This window comes from Nocardioides sp. (assembly GCF_029937575.1).
Lineage (GTDB): Bacteria > Actinomycetota > Actinomycetes > Propionibacteriales > Nocardioidaceae > Nocardioides.
Genome location: NZ_JAPYPS010000057.1, coordinates 1 through 13,285, shown reverse-complemented (window position 1 = coordinate 13,285; position 13,285 = coordinate 1). Strand labels below are relative to the sequence as shown.

Sequence of the window (13,285 nt, the reverse complement as noted above, 5' to 3'; positions counted from 1 at the left end):
TCGGCCGGTCGGACCGGCCGTGAGTACGCTCGCCGGGTGAGTGAGCAGACGCAGGACCACCAGTCCCTGATCAGCAAGGCCGGCTTCGAGACGCGGGCGATCCACGCCGGCTACGAGCCCGACCCCACCACCGGCGCGGTGATCCCCCCGATCTTCGCCACGTCGACGTACAAGCAGGACGGCGTCGGCGGGCTGCGCGGCGGCTACGAGTACAGCCGCTCGGCCAACCCGACGCGCACCGCCCTCGAGGGCAACCTCGCCGCGCTGGAGGAGGGGGAGCGCGCCTTCGCGTTCGCCTCCGGCCTGGCCGCCGAGGACACGCTGGTGCGCAGCACCTGCCGCCCCGGCGACCACGTGGTCATCCCCGACGACGCCTACGGCGGCACCTACCGCCTCTTCGACAAGGTCGAGCGGGCCTGGGGCGTCGAGCACACGCCGGCGCCGGTCAGCGACATCGACCGGGTGCGGGCCGCGATCCGGCCCGGCCAGACCAAGCTGGTGTGGCTCGAGACGCCCACCAACCCGCTGCTCAACATCGGCGACATCGAGGCGCTCGCCTCGGTGGCGCACGAGGCCGGGGCGCTGCTCGTCGTCGACAACACCTTCGCCTCGCCGTACCTCCAGCAGCCGCTCACCCTGGGCGCCGACGTCGTCGTGCACTCGACCACCAAGTACGCCGGCGGGCACTCCGACGTCGTCGGCGGCGCGCTCGTCGTTCGCGGCCACGACCTGGCCGAGCAGGTCGCCTTCCACCAGAACGCCATCGGTGCGGTCGCCGGCCCCTTCGACGCCTTCCTCACCCTGCGCGGCCTCAAGACGCTCGGCGTGCGGATGGACCGGCACTGCGACAACGCGGAGAAGGTGGTGGAGTTCCTCACTGAGGACCGCCGCGTCGACTCGGTCATCTACCCCGGCCTGATCGAGCACCCGGGTCACCGGATCGCCAGCCGCCAGATGAAGCGGTACGGCGGCATGGTGTCGTTCCGCGTCAGTGGCGGCGAGGAGCAGGCGCTCGCCGTCTGCGAGCGCACCGAGGTCTTCACCCTCGGCGAGTCACTGGGTGGGGTCGAGTCGCTGATCGAGCACCCCGGTCGGATGACGCACGCCAGTGTCGCCGGCACCGCGCTCGAGGTGCCCGCCGACCTGGTCCGGCTCAGCGTGGGCATCGAGACCGTCGAGGACCTCGTCGCGGACCTCGACCGTGCCCTCGGCTGACTCCTCTGCGGGAGTCGACCCCGCTGGACCCGCCGACAGCGAGCTGGTCGTCTGCGTGGACATCGGCTCCACCTTCACCAAGGCGTCCCTGGTCGACGTGACCCGAGGCTGCGTCGTCGCGGCTGCGGAGCACCCCACGACGATCGCCACCGACGTGCTCGACGGCTACGACGCCTGCCTCGTGGAGCTCGCCGCGCACGAGCCCCGGGCGGCGACCGCCCAGGTGCTGGCCTGCTCGAGCGCCGGCGGTGGTCTGCGGATCGCGGTGGTCGGCAACGAGGAGCTGGTGACCGCCGAGGCCGGCCGTCGCGTGGCGCTCTCGAGCGGCGGCAAGGTCGTGGCCGTGGTCGCCGTCGGCGGGACGGGTCGTGTGCCTGGGCCCGACCTGGAGACCGTGCTCAGGCACACGACCCCGCGCCCGGACCTGGTGCTGCTCACCGGCGGCACCGACGGCGGCAACAGCGAGATGCTGCTCGCCGCGGCGCAGCAGGTCGTCGCCGCCGGGTGGGTCGGACCCGTCGTCGTGGCCGGCAACAGCGGGGCCGCCGCCGAGGTGAGCACCATCCTCGGCGACCTCCCGCACGTGGTCGCCGACAACGTGGTCCCGCAGATCGGGGTCCTGCGGCCCGAGGGCGCGCGGGCAGCGATCCGTGAGGTGTTCCTGCGCCACGTCATCGGCGGCAAGGGCCTCAGCTCGCGCGACGAAGGCCGCACCTTGCAGGCGATGGTGCGCGGGGCGACCCCGGACGTCGTGCTGACCGGCGTCGAGATGCTGGCCGAGGAGGCCGGCGACCTCGGAGGCGTCGTGATGGTCGACGTCGGCGGCGCGACCACCGACGTGCACTCCGTGGTGGAGCTGGACCCCGAGACCGGCGGTCTCGGACGCGATGTCGTCGCCCCGACGCCGCGGACCCGCACCGTGGAGGGCGACCTCGGCATGCGCTGGTCCGCCCTGAGCACCGTGGAGGTGGCAGGCCTGAGCTCTCTCGCCGAGGAGGCCGCGGCCCGTGCGGCCGAGCCGTCGTACCTGCCCCTCACCGACGCGGACCACGACGTCGACGAGGCCATCGCGCGTGCCGCCACGGGTCTCGCCGTACGACGTCACGCCGGTCGCAGCACCGTCGTGCTGGGCCCCGGCGGTCGTGTCGTCGAGCGCAGCGGCGTCGACCTGAGGAAGGTCGGCCTCGTGGTCGTCTCCGGTGGCGTGCTGCGGCACGGACGAGCGGGGGTGGCCGCCCGCGTGCTGGAGGGCACCGTCGGGACCGAGTCCGGTCGCGACGGTGGCTGGCAGCTGCCCGAGGCGCCTCGGGTGGTGGTCGACAGCGACTACGTGCTCGCGGCCGTCGGACTGCTGGCCGAGCACAGCCCCGCCGCCGCGCGTCGCCTCGCCCGCTCCCTGCTCGAGGGTGCGGCGGACCTTAGGGTCACTACGTGAGCCCCCACGACGACACTCCCTCGGACCCGACCGACACGTCGGCCGAGGGGTTGCCCGACCCCGCAGCGGACGTCGAGGTCGACACCCCGGTCGGCGCCGCGGCCGACGACGAGACCGAACGCGTTGCCCAGCGCCAGCGTCGCCTGCGTCGGCGCGCCACCCGGGAGCGGGAGGACCGCGACCGGGAGGACCGGATGACGGCCCGCCTCGCGGCACAGTGGACGCTGCTGCGCGAGGAGCGCGACCGCCGTACGGCGGGTGGTACCGGCCAGAGCATCCCGACCGGGCCCTCGAACCTCACCCGCGCGCAGGTGCCGTGGGGCCTGGACCTCGCTGCGTCCTGGGCCTGGCGCCTGATCGTCATCGGCGCGGCCGGCTACGTGTTGTTCCGCCTCATCGGCTACTTCTCGATCGTGACCCTGCCGCTGGCGATCGCGCTGCTGATCGCCGCGCTGGTCACCCCGGTCGTGCAGGGCCTGCAGCGCATCGGCTTTCCCCGCTCGCTGTCGGCGATCGTCGTGGTGATCGGCGTGATCGGGTTCGTCGCGCTGATGCTGACCTTCGCGGGCCAGCAGATCGCCAACGGTGCCGCCGACCTCGCCGACTCGACGGTCAAGGGCCTCGAGGACATCCGCACCTGGCTCAAGGACGGGCCACTCAACGCCAGCGACAGCCAGATCGACAACGTCATCGCCGAGGCCCAGGAGGCCATCACGCGGCAGACGCAGGACACCGACTACGTCGGGCGGATCACCGAGGTCAGCTCGGTCCTGGGCCACGTCTTCGCCGGATTCTTCATCGTGCTGTTCGCCACCTACTTCTTCCTCGCCGACGGCGACCGGATCTGGGCCTGGGTGGTCCGGATCGCTCCGCGTGCGGCGCGACTGCGGGTCGACGGCTCGGGCCGCGTGGCCTGGATCTCGCTGACCCAGTTCGTCCGGGCCACGGTGATCGTGGCGGCCGTCGACGCGATTGGGATCATGATCGGAGCCGCCATCCTCGGGGTGCCGTTCGTGATGGCGATCGGCGTCCTGGTCTTCCTGGGCGCGTTCGTCCCGCTGATCGGTGCCACGGTCGCGGGCGCCGTCGCCGTCCTCGTGGCCCTGGTCGACCAGGGCCCGGTCACGGCGCTGCTGATGCTGGCCGTGGTGATCGGGGTGCAGCAGGTCGAGGCCCACTTGCTGCAGCCGTTCCTGATGGGACGCTGGGTCTCGGTCCACCCGCTGGCGGTGATCGTCGCGATCGCCGGCGGGGTCCTGGTGGCCGGCGTGGCCGGCGCCCTGGTCGCCGTGCCCCTCGCCGCGGCCGGCAACGCGGTCGTGCAGCACCTCGCGGCCAACACCGACCCCGGTGACGACCCGGTCGACGAGCTCGAGGAGGACTACCAGGAGAGTGGGGCCACCCACGAGATAGGGGACCGGGATGAGCGCGACTGAGCCCGAGCGCGTCACGCTCGCCGACATCGAGTCCGCGCGCGAGGCGCTGAGCGGACACTCGATCACGACCCCCATGGAGGAGTCCCGCTGGCTCTCGGCGATCGCCGGCGGACCGGTGCTGCTCAAGTGCGAGAACCTCCAGCGCACGGGCTCGTTCAAGGCTCGTGGTGCGTTCGTCCGGATCTCGCGACTCACCGATGCCGAGAAGACGTGCGGCGTCGTGGCCGCGTCGGCCGGCAACCACGCCCAGGGCGTCGCTCTCGCAGCACAGCAGCTCGGCATCGAGGCCACCGTCTTCATGCCCGAGGGTGCGCCGATCCCGAAGGAGAAGGCCACACGGGGGTACGGCGCCGAGGTCGTCTTCGAGGGGCGCTACCTCGAGGACGCCCTGGCCGGGGCGCGCCGCTTCGCCGAGGAGACCGGCGCGATCCTGATCCACCCCTTCGACCACGCGGACGTCGTCGCGGGCCAGGGCACCGCCGGCCTCGAGATCCTCGAGCAGGCCCCCGAGACGAAGACGGTGATCGTGCCGACCGGGGGTGGGGGACTGCTTGCGGGAGTCGCCATCGCCGTCAAGGCGTTGCGGCCCGACATCACCGTGATCGGCGTGCAGGCCAAGGGCGCCGCCGCCTACCCCGACTCCCTGCGGCAGGGGTCACCGGTCGCCCTCTCTTCGATGAAGACGATGGCCGACGGCATCGCGGTCGGGCTGCCCGGCCAGATCACGTTCGCGGCGGTGCGCGACCACGTCGACGAGATCGTCACCGTCTCGGAGGAGGCGATGTCGCGGGCACTGCTGGCGCTCGTCGAGCGCGCCAAGATGATCGTCGAGCCTGCCGGCGCCGCCGCCGTGGCAGCGATGCTGGAGCGCCCCACGGCGTACGGCACTCCCGCCGTGGCCATGCTGACCGGCGGCAACATCGACCCGATCCTGCTGGGCAAGGTGATCCGGCACGGGATGGCGGCAGCCGGGCGCTACCTCAACCTGCACGTCGTGATCCCCGACGTGCCCGGCGGTCTCGCCCTGCTGCTCAGCGAGGTGGGCGAGACCGGTGCCAACGTGCTCGAGATCGCTCACGAGCGGATCAACGCCTCGCTGCACCTCGACGAGGTCGACGTGCACCTGCAGCTGGAGACCCGCGGCGAGCCGCACGCCGAGAAGGTGCGGGGACGGCTGCGCGAGCGGGGCTACCGGGTGCTGGAGTAGCTGAGCGCCGTCGGCTCACCGGGGCTCGACACGCCGGTTCAGCCTCAGCCCGTGTAGGGCACCGCGTCGACGATGACGACCTGCAGCGTCTTGCCGTTGGGTGCCTCGTAGTCGACCGTGTCGCCCTTGGAGCGCCCGTTGATGGCCGAGCCCAGCGGGGACTGCGGGGAGTAGGCGGTCAGGCCCTCGGGCTCGATCTCACGAGCGCCGAGCAGGAAGGTCTCCGTCTCGTCCTCGTCGTCGCCGACGAAGCGGTAGGTCACGACCATGCCCGGCTCGACGACGCCGTCGTTGGGGGGCGTCTCGCCGACCTCGGCGCGCCGCAGCATGTCCTCGAGCTGACGGATCCGGCCCTCGTTCTTGCCCTGCTCCTCGCGGGCGGAGTGGTAGCCGCCGTTCTCCTTGAGGTCGCCCTCGTCGCGGGCCTCGCTGATCCGCTGCACGATCTCTTCTCGCACGGGGCCCTTGAGCTCGTCGAGCTCGGCCTGGAGCTTGTCGAAGGCGGCCTGGGTCAACCAGATCGTGCCCTGCTCGGTCGATTGGGTCATGGGTACTCCTGTGCTGATCGTGAGTGTGCGTCTGTCCGGGAGATCGGCCGTGCTCAACGCGGGCGGTAGGGCCACTGGTGGTGCGGGGAGCGATGAGAGTGGTGACGGGTGTGCCCTGCGGGTCAGCCGAATGGTCGAGCCTAGCAAGGACACGGTCGAACGCGAGGCGGTCCGGACCGATCGAGGGGGTGAATCCCACCTGCTGGCCTCAGCGCGGCCGAGGCTGTCCCGGTGCGGTGCAGCCGAGCAGCTCGACCGACGTGGCGCGGCGGTCGGTGCTGATCTCCTGGGTGACCCGGCCCGACGGTGTGGGCTCGGGGGTGAAGGAGACCGTGCCGACGAGGGTGTGGTCCTCGGCGTAGGCACGCACGGTGCAGGTGGCGACCACGTCGTCCTGGAGGTCCACGACGAAGCGCGCCGAGGCGGTGTTGTCGTCGACGATCGTGAACGTCAGCTCGCCGGAGGCGACCGGGGGGCTGGCCTGCTCCCAGATGGTCCAGCCGAGCCAGCCGCCGCAGACCAGGACCAGCAGCGTGATCGCCGCGATCGATGCCGGACGGCGCCACGGCGCGGGGGCGCCGTACCGGTCGGCCAGGACTTCCTGCGTGCTCACCACCCCATCCTCCCACCCCACCCACAGCGGCCTACGCTGGCTCCATGAGTGATGCCGGGTCCCGGGCGGGCTACCGCCTCATGCACGTCCACGCCCACCCCGACGACGAGTCGAGCAAGGGGGCGGCCTCCACGGCGATGTACGTCGCCCAGGGCGTCGACGTGCACGTCGCGACCTGCACCGGTGGCGAGCGCGGGTCCATCCTCAATCCGAAGATGGAGCGCCCCGACATCCTCGCGAACATCACCGAGGTGCGTCGCCAGGAGATGGAGCGGGCGCGCGACATCCTGGGCATCCGTCAGGACTGGCTGGGCTTCATCGACTCCGGCTGGCCGGAGGGCGACCCCAAGCCACCGCTGCCCGAGGGCTGCTTCGCGCTGGTGCCGCTCGAGGAGTCGACCGAGCGCCTGGTGCGGCTGATCCGCGAGTTCAAGCCGCACGTGCTGACGACGTACGACGAGCGCGGCGGCTACCCGCACCCCGACCACATCCGCTGCCACGAGGTGAGCGTGGCGGCGTTCGAGGCCGCAGCCGATCCCGAGCGGTTCCCCGACGCCGGGCCGCCGTGGCAGGTGCTGAAGCTCTACTACCACCACTCCTTCAACCGGGCGCGGATCGAGGCGATCCACGAGGCGATGCTCGACCTCGGTCTCGAGTCGCCGTGGGGCGAGCGCCTGGAGCAGTGGAAGCCGGAGCCCGACTGGGACGCGCGCGTCACCACCAAGGTCCCGTGCTCCGACTACTTCGGTGTGCGCGACCAGGCCCTCCTGGCGCACGCCACCCAGATCGACCCCGACGGGCACTGGTTCGCGATCCCGCGCGAGACGCAGGCGAAGATCTGGCCCACCGAGGACTTCGAGCTCGTGACCAGCCACGTGGAGTCCGTGATGCCGGAGGACGACCTGTTCGCCGGCATCGAGGCCGCCCACCTGGCGCCGTGACCACCCGCTGGCCGACGGTGAGAGACTGACGTCATGTCTGCCGCAGTCGCACTTCTGCTCACGGTCGCCGTCGACCAGATCCCCGAGGACGACGACGTCGTCGCCGGCTGGACCGCCTTCGCGATCTTCGGGCTGCTCATCGTGGCCGTGGTGGTCCTGGGGTTCAGCCTGACCAAGCGGCTCAAGAACACCGCGAAGGCGGCCGACCAGGGTCTCTACGACCCCTCCGACCCCAAGCCGGAGCGACCCGCCCGAGGCCTGGCCGCCGCCCGTCAGATGCGCGAGCAGGCCGCCCGCGAGGAGTCCGAGGACGAGGACCGGACGCCGGGCTGAAGTCCCACGCGCGGCGACGGGCTGTCCCGCCCTGCGAGACGACGAGGCCCGACCACCACGGGGGGTGGGGCCGCGACGTACCGGGGAGTAGGTTCGGACCTGTGACCCAGGACACCTATGACTACGTGATCGTGGGCGCCGGCAGTGCCGGGGCCGTGCTGGCAGCTCGACTGAGCGAGGACCCGGGCGCCACCGTCCTGCTCCTCGAGGCCGGGGGCGAGACCGACGGGGCCGACGAGGTGAGCATCCCGGCGGCGTTCCCGTCCCTCTTCAAGACCAAGTGGGACTGGAACTACTCGACCACCGAGCAGAAGCAGCTCCACGGCAAGCGGGCCTACTGGCCTCGGATGAAGGCTCTCGGCGGCTGCTCGTCGATGAACGCGATGATCTACATCCGCGGGGCCCACGCAGACTACGACTCGTGGCGTGACCAGTACGGCGCCGAGGGCTGGGGCTACGACGACGTGCTGCCCTGGTTCCTCAAGTCGGAGGACAACGCGCGGCTCTCCGGCCGCTACCACGCCAGCGGCGGACCCCTGCACGTCGAGGACCGCGCCTACACCCACGAGCTCAGCTCGGCGTTCGTCGAGAGCGCGGTCAGCGCCGGCCACAAGCGCAACGACGACTTCAACGGCGCCACCCAGGTCGGCGCGGGCCAGTACCAGGTGACCTGCAAGCGCGGGAGACGCTGGTCCACCAACACCGCCTACCTGGCCCCGGCTCGGGAGCGGTCCAACCTCACCGTGACGACCGGCGCCCTCGCGTCGCGGATCGAGCTGACCGGCGAGCGCGCCACGGGAGTCACCTTCCGCCAGGCCGGCGCGGAGCACACCGTGCACGCGCGCCGCGAGGTCATCCTGAGCGGGGGCGCGATCAACAGCCCGCAGCTGCTGATGCTCTCGGGCATCGGGCCGGCCAGCCACCTGAGCGAGGTCGGCGTCGAGAGTCGTGTCGATCTCGCCGGCGTCGGATCCAACCTCCAGGACCACCCGGTCATCCCGCTCATCTGGCGCACGCGCGGCACCACCGACGTCGCTGAGATGTCCAACCTGAAGAACCTCCTGCAGTGGAAGGCCCGCGGCAGCGGTCCGCTGTCCTCCAACATCGGTGAGGGCGGGATGTTCTTCTCCACCCGCGAAGGACTGCCCGCCTCCGACCTGCAGGTCCACGTCGCGCCGACCGGCTTCTTCGACAACGGCCTGCACGAGCCCAACGAGCGGATGTTCTCGGCCGCGCCCACGCTCGTCTCCGTGGCCAGCCGCGGCTCGATCCGACTCCGCTCCGCGGACCCGACCTGGCACCCGGCGATCGACGCGGCGTACCTCGAGGACCAGAGCGACCTCGACGCCCTGCTCTCCGGAGCGCGTACGACGTGGGACATCTGCACGCAGGGTGCCCTGGCCGACTACCTCGACCAGCCGTGGAACCTGCCGAGCGACCCGTCCGACGAGGACCTCCTCGAGCACATCCGGACGTGGACGCAGACGCTGTACCACCCCACCTCCACCTGTGCGATGGGCTCCGGGGAGGACGCCGTCGTCGACGCGTCCCTGCGGGTCCGTGGCGTCGCGGGCCTGCGGGTCGTGGACGCCTCGGTGATGCCGGCCGTGCCGCGCGGCAACACCAACGCACCGACCATCATGATCGCCGAGAAGGCAGCCGCCGAGATCAGGAGCGCACGATGACACTGACCGACCCCACCCTCGAGCACGCCCAGACGTTCTTCACCCCGGACGGGATGGCTCTGGAGGCGGAGAAGACCTTCGACTCGCTGAGCCCGATCACCGGGGACGTCGTCGGCACCCACCCGATCCACTCCGCCGAGGAGGTCACGGCCGCGGTCAGCGACGCCCGGGAGCACGCTGCCTGGTGGGCGTCCCTGAGCTTCGCCGAGCGCGCCGAGCACCTGACCAAGTGGAAGGGCGCGATGACCCGTCGGCTGGCGCAGCTGGCCGACCTGGTGCACCAGGAGACGGGCAAGCCGCACGGCGACGCGATGCTCGAGGCCGCGCTCGCCATCGACCACATCGCCTGGGCCGCCGGCAACGCCGAGAAGCACCTGAAGCGCCGCAAGGTCGCCTCGGGCCTGCTGATGGCCAACCAGGCGGCCTCGGTGGCCTACAAGCCCTTGGGTGTCATCGGCGTGATCGGCCCGTGGAACTACCCGGTCTTCACCCCGATGGGCTCGATCGTCTACGCCCTGGCGGCCGGCAACGCGGTGGTCTTCAAGCCCTCCGAGTACACCCCCGGCGTCGGTGCGTGGCTGGCCCGGACCTTCCAGGAGTCCGTGGGCCGTCCGGTCTTCACGGTCGTCACCGGGCTCGGCGAGACCGGCGCGGCCCTGTGCCACGCGGGTGTCGACAAGGTCGCGTTCACCGGGTCCACCAACACGGGCAAGCGAGTCATGGCCGCCTGCGCCGAGACGCTCACCCCCGTCGTCATCGAGGCCGGCGGCAAGGACTCGGTGATCGTCGACAAGGACGCCGACATCGACGCCGCTGCCGACGCTGCCCTGTGGGGCGCGGCCTCCAACGCCGGGCAGACCTGCATCGGCGTCGAGCGCATCTACGTCCACGAGCGGGTGTACGACGAGTTCGTCGCCGCGCTGGTCGCCAAGGCCAAGGACGTCCGCGCCGACTCCTCACCCGGCTCGCAGATCGGGCCGATCACCATGGCCAGCCAGCTGGACGTGATCCGGTCGCACATCTCCGACGCACTCGCCCAGGGCGGCCGTGCGCTGCTCGGCGGCGTCGAGGCGGTGGGGGAGCGCTACGTCCAGCCGACGATCCTGGTCGACGTCCCCGAGGACTCCCTGGCCGTCCAGGAGGAGACGTTCGGACCGACAGTCACCGTCCGCAAGGTCTCCACGATGGAGGAGGCGATCGAGCTGACCAACGCCACGAGGTACGGCTTGGGCTCGACGGTCTTCTCCAAGGAGCGCGGCATGGAGATCGCCGAGCAGATCCGTTCCGGGATGACGGCGGTCAACGGCATCATCGCCTTCGCCGCCATCCCGTCCCTGCCCTTCGGCGGTGTCGGCGACTCGGGCTTCGGCCGGATCCACGGCCCCGACGGGCTGCGGGAGTTCACCTACGCCAAGGCCATCGCGCGGCAGCGGTTCAAGCCGGTGATGGCACTGACGTCCTTCCAGCGCACCGAGAAGATGGACGGCCAGCTCGCCCAGATGATGACGATGCTGCACGGCGGCAGCTCGACGCTGCCGAAGGTCGCCAAGCGGTTGCGCAAGGCCGCGAACGGCTGAGGCTCAGGTCGCGGGGGCGTCGCCCTGCTGGGCGGCGAGCTCACGCCGTACGTCCTCCATGTCGAGGCCGCGCACGCCTTCGATCACCTGGTCGAGGGCGGCGGCCGGCAGCGCTCCGGGCTGGGAGAAGACCAGGACCTTCTCGCGGAAGACCATCAGGGTCGGGATCGACTTGATGCCGGCTGCCGAGGAGAGCTCACGCTGCTCCTCGGTGTTGATCGAGCCGAACGTGATGTCGGGGTGGGCCTCCGAGGCGGCCTCGTAGGTCGGGGCGAACTGCTGACACGGACCGCACCAGCTCGCCCAGAAGTCGACGAAGAGGATGCCGTTCTCGTCGATGTGCTCGGTGAAGTTGTCGTTGGTCAGCTCGATCGTTGCCATGGCTCCACGGTAGCCACCGCGCGGTCACCCGCGCGGTCCTGAACCGCCATACGGCCCAGGGCAGGCCCAGCGCAGGCTCAGCGCAGGGAGTAGGTCGCCAGCGAGACGCTGGTGTAATGCGCGACGAACGCCAGGATCGTGAAGCTGTGGAAGATCTCGTGGAAGCCGAAGTAGCGCGGCCACGGGTCGGGGCGCTTGAAGCCGTACACGACCCCGCCCAGGGTGTAGAGGGCGCCGCCCACCGCGATCAGGGTCAGGACCGCGATCGCCATCCCGCTGCCCAGCGAGGAGGTGGCGCCGTCGATGAAGGACGGGATGAAGAACACCGCGGCCCACCCGAGACCGATGTAGAGCGGCGTGTAGAGCCACCGCGGCGCGCCGATCCAGAAGACCCGGAAGAGCACACCCAGGATCGCGCAGGACCACACCGTCGTCAGCAGCACGACACGCTGGGTGCCCTCGAGGAGCATCAGCGTCAGCGGCGTGTAGGAACCGGCGATCAGGATGAAGATGTTGGAGTGGTCGAAGCGCCGTAGTGCGGCCCAGACCCTCGGAGACCACGTGCCGGTGTGGTAGATGGCCGAGACTCCGAAGAGCAGCAGCGCGCTGGCGGCGAAGATGGTCGACCCGATCCGGGTCGTGGTGTCCGGAGAGAGGCAGATCAGCACGATGCCCCCGGCCAGCGCCAGCGGCGTCAGCGCGAGGTGCGACATCCCGCGGAGCTTGGGCTTGACCTCGGCGATGGTCTCGGAGACCTTGTCGCCGACCTTGTCCAGGCTCCCTCGGAGCGCGTCGTTGGCGTTCTTGATGGCGCGGTCCATGATCCGGAGCCTACCGGGGCCGACCTCGCGGGGGGACCCGATCGAGCTGAGACGTTGGCAACGACGCTCGCCGTACCGGACGCCGGCCCGGTACGGCGGGAGGGTCAGTGACTGTGCGGCGGGACCGAGGCCCCCTCGGACGGCTGCACGATCACGAACCCCTGGCCGGCGAAGGTCACCTGCAGCGCCTCGCCCGAGCCGCGGCCGATGAGGGCGCCGGCGGACATGGTCGAGCGCAGGCTCGTCTGCAGGTGGGACGACCAGGCGACGACCGCGTCGGTGTCGGCGAAGGTGGCCGCCTCGCCCGCGTTCAGCACCACGGGCTCGCCGTCGGTGGTGATCGCCACCCATCCGCTGCCGCGCAGGGTGGTGTTGAAGAGACCCCCGGTAGCGATGCTGCCGCCCTTGACCCGCTCGACGTTCCACTCGAGTGAGGAGGAGAAGGCGAGAACGCTGCTGCCGTTGATGGAGATGCCCGAGTCGTGCAGGTGGAGGATGTGCACGTGGTGACCCTGGTCGGCCAGGAACACGTCGCCCGAGCCCTCCACGCGCATCAGCGAGAGACCCTCACCGGTGAACGCCTTCTTGAGGAACTTCGCTGCCCCGCCGCCCTGGTAGTTGAAGAGCACGTCGCCCTGGTAGGCGACCATCGAGCCCTGGCGTGCCATGAACGGCTCGGTGACGCGGACTCGGAGCATCCGGTTGTTCTGTCGCTCGACACCGGAGCCGCTCTTCTCCGAGAAGCGCCCGTCGATGAGGTCGCCGCTGATCCCGGCGAAGGCGTCACCACCGAACCCGGCGGCGGGTCCGGGGGAGGAGGGCCGGGCGGGCGCGACCTGCGGTGGGGGCTCCTGCGTGGTCGCCTGCGGTACCAGTCCCGAGGAGCCGTAGGGGTCGGCGGCGTACGCCGGCGGCTGCTCGGGCTCGGGGCCGGCGTCGGGCTCGGAGGCCGGCTGCTCGGCAGCGTCGGGCTCCGGCTGCGGGGCGGAGGCCGCGACCCGGGTGACGTCGGCTGACCCGCCCGTCGTCGACTGCGCGCCGTACGGCGTCGCCTCGCCCTGCTCGGCGGCGCTGCCCTCGCCATCGGCCTTGC

13 protein-coding genes are annotated in these 13,285 nt (G+C 71.2%); 8 read left to right on the top strand and 5 right to left on the bottom strand.

Going from position 1 to position 13,285, the window contains the following annotated elements; genetic code table 11:
* The first annotated feature begins 36 nt into the window (after positions 1-36).
* From Q1K33_RS16040 to ilvA, 4 genes are read left to right on the top strand one after another with little or no spacing between them, the layout of a single operon-like run.
* On the top strand, positions 37-1,215 hold the full coding sequence (locus Q1K33_RS16040) for a cystathionine gamma-synthase (protein ID WP_300405733.1): 1,179 nt from the start codon (positions 37-39) through the stop codon (positions 1,213-1,215).
* Positions 1,202-2,650: a glutamate mutase L gene (locus tag Q1K33_RS16035; protein ID WP_300405732.1), complete on the top strand. Its 1,449-nt coding sequence runs from the start codon at positions 1,202-1,204 to the stop codon at positions 2,648-2,650. The genes Q1K33_RS16040 and Q1K33_RS16035 overlap by 14 nt, the downstream gene beginning before the upstream one ends.
* Positions 2,647-4,086, top strand: coding sequence for an AI-2E family transporter (locus tag Q1K33_RS16030; RefSeq protein WP_300405731.1), 1,440 nt, complete (start codon positions 2,647-2,649; stop codon positions 4,084-4,086). Before Q1K33_RS16035 ends, Q1K33_RS16030 begins: the two co-directional genes overlap by 4 nt.
* On the top strand, positions 4,073-5,293 hold the full coding sequence (ilvA, locus tag Q1K33_RS16025; protein ID WP_300405730.1) for a threonine ammonia-lyase: 1,221 nt from the start codon (positions 4,073-4,075) through the stop codon (positions 5,291-5,293). Before Q1K33_RS16030 ends, ilvA begins: the two co-directional genes overlap by 14 nt.
* Before the next feature lie 44 nt (positions 5,294-5,337).
* On the opposite strand, the gene greA is transcribed toward ilvA, so the two are convergent.
* Both greA and Q1K33_RS16015 read right to left on the bottom strand, forming a co-directional pair.
* Positions 5,338-5,841: a transcription elongation factor GreA gene (gene greA / locus Q1K33_RS16020; RefSeq protein ID WP_300405729.1), complete on the bottom strand. Its 504-nt coding sequence runs from the start codon at positions 5,839-5,841 to the stop codon at positions 5,338-5,340.
* A gap of 208 nt (positions 5,842-6,049) precedes the next feature.
* Positions 6,050-6,454: a DUF4307 domain-containing protein gene (locus Q1K33_RS16015; protein WP_300405728.1), complete on the bottom strand. Its 405-nt coding sequence runs from the start codon at positions 6,452-6,454 to the stop codon at positions 6,050-6,052.
* 44 nt (positions 6,455-6,498) lie between these two features.
* Here Q1K33_RS16015 and mca point away from each other — a divergent pair, with 44 nt between their 5' ends.
* The 4 genes from mca to Q1K33_RS15995 all read left to right on the top strand — a co-directional run bounded on the left by mca (position 6,499) and on the right by Q1K33_RS15995 (position 10,990).
* Positions 6,499-7,395 (top strand): mycothiol conjugate amidase Mca, encoded by an 897-nt coding sequence (mca, locus tag Q1K33_RS16010; protein ID WP_300405727.1) that lies wholly within the window; start codon positions 6,499-6,501, stop codon positions 7,393-7,395.
* A gap of 33 nt (positions 7,396-7,428) precedes the next feature.
* Positions 7,429-7,728: a hypothetical protein gene (locus tag Q1K33_RS16005; protein WP_300405726.1), complete on the top strand. Its 300-nt coding sequence runs from the start codon at positions 7,429-7,431 to the stop codon at positions 7,726-7,728.
* A 101-nt stretch (positions 7,729-7,829) separates the two neighbouring features.
* Positions 7,830-9,413: a GMC family oxidoreductase N-terminal domain-containing protein gene (locus Q1K33_RS16000; RefSeq protein ID WP_300405725.1), complete on the top strand. Its 1,584-nt coding sequence runs from the start codon at positions 7,830-7,832 to the stop codon at positions 9,411-9,413.
* The gene (locus tag Q1K33_RS15995; RefSeq protein WP_300405724.1) at positions 9,410-10,990 is read left to right on the top strand and encodes an aldehyde dehydrogenase family protein; all 1,581 of its coding nucleotides are present in this window, start codon (positions 9,410-9,412) and stop codon (positions 10,988-10,990) included. Before Q1K33_RS16000 ends, Q1K33_RS15995 begins: the two co-directional genes overlap by 4 nt.
* A 3-nt stretch (positions 10,991-10,993) precedes the next feature.
* Here Q1K33_RS15995 and Q1K33_RS15990 read toward each other — a convergent pair whose 3' ends face one another.
* The 3 genes from Q1K33_RS15990 to Q1K33_RS15980 form a co-directional block, all read right to left on the bottom strand.
* Positions 10,994-11,371: a thioredoxin family protein gene (locus Q1K33_RS15990; protein ID WP_300405723.1), complete on the bottom strand. Its 378-nt coding sequence runs from the start codon at positions 11,369-11,371 to the stop codon at positions 10,994-10,996.
* A 77-nt stretch (positions 11,372-11,448) separates the two neighbouring features.
* Positions 11,449-12,192 (bottom strand): hemolysin III family protein, encoded by a 744-nt coding sequence (locus Q1K33_RS15985; RefSeq protein ID WP_300405722.1) that lies wholly within the window; start codon positions 12,190-12,192, stop codon positions 11,449-11,451.
* Between the two features lie 104 nt (positions 12,193-12,296).
* On the bottom strand, positions 12,297-13,285 hold a 989-nt coding region (locus tag Q1K33_RS15980; protein ID WP_300405721.1), incomplete at its 5' end, for an AIM24 family protein.

Excerpts from the sequence above, each read along its gene's own strand:
- ilvA (WP_300405730.1), top strand. The coding sequence starts at position 4,073 with ATGAGCGCGACTGAGCCCGAGCGCGTCACGCTCGCCGACATCGAGTCC.
- greA (WP_300405729.1), bottom strand. The coding sequence starts at position 5,841 with ATGACCCAATCGACCGAGCAGGGCACGATCTGGTTGACCCAGGCCGCC.
- mca (WP_300405727.1), top strand. The coding sequence starts at position 6,499 with ATGAGTGATGCCGGGTCCCGGGCGGGCTACCGCCTCATGCACGTCCAC.
- Q1K33_RS16005 (WP_300405726.1), top strand. The coding sequence starts at position 7,429 with ATGTCTGCCGCAGTCGCACTTCTGCTCACGGTCGCCGTCGACCAGATC.
- Q1K33_RS15995 (WP_300405724.1), top strand. The coding sequence starts at position 9,410 with ATGACACTGACCGACCCCACCCTCGAGCACGCCCAGACGTTCTTCACC.
- Q1K33_RS15990 (WP_300405723.1), bottom strand. The coding sequence starts at position 11,371 with ATGGCAACGATCGAGCTGACCAACGACAACTTCACCGAGCACATCGAC.
- Q1K33_RS15985 (WP_300405722.1), bottom strand. The coding sequence starts at position 12,192 with ATGGACCGCGCCATCAAGAACGCCAACGACGCGCTCCGAGGGAGCCTG.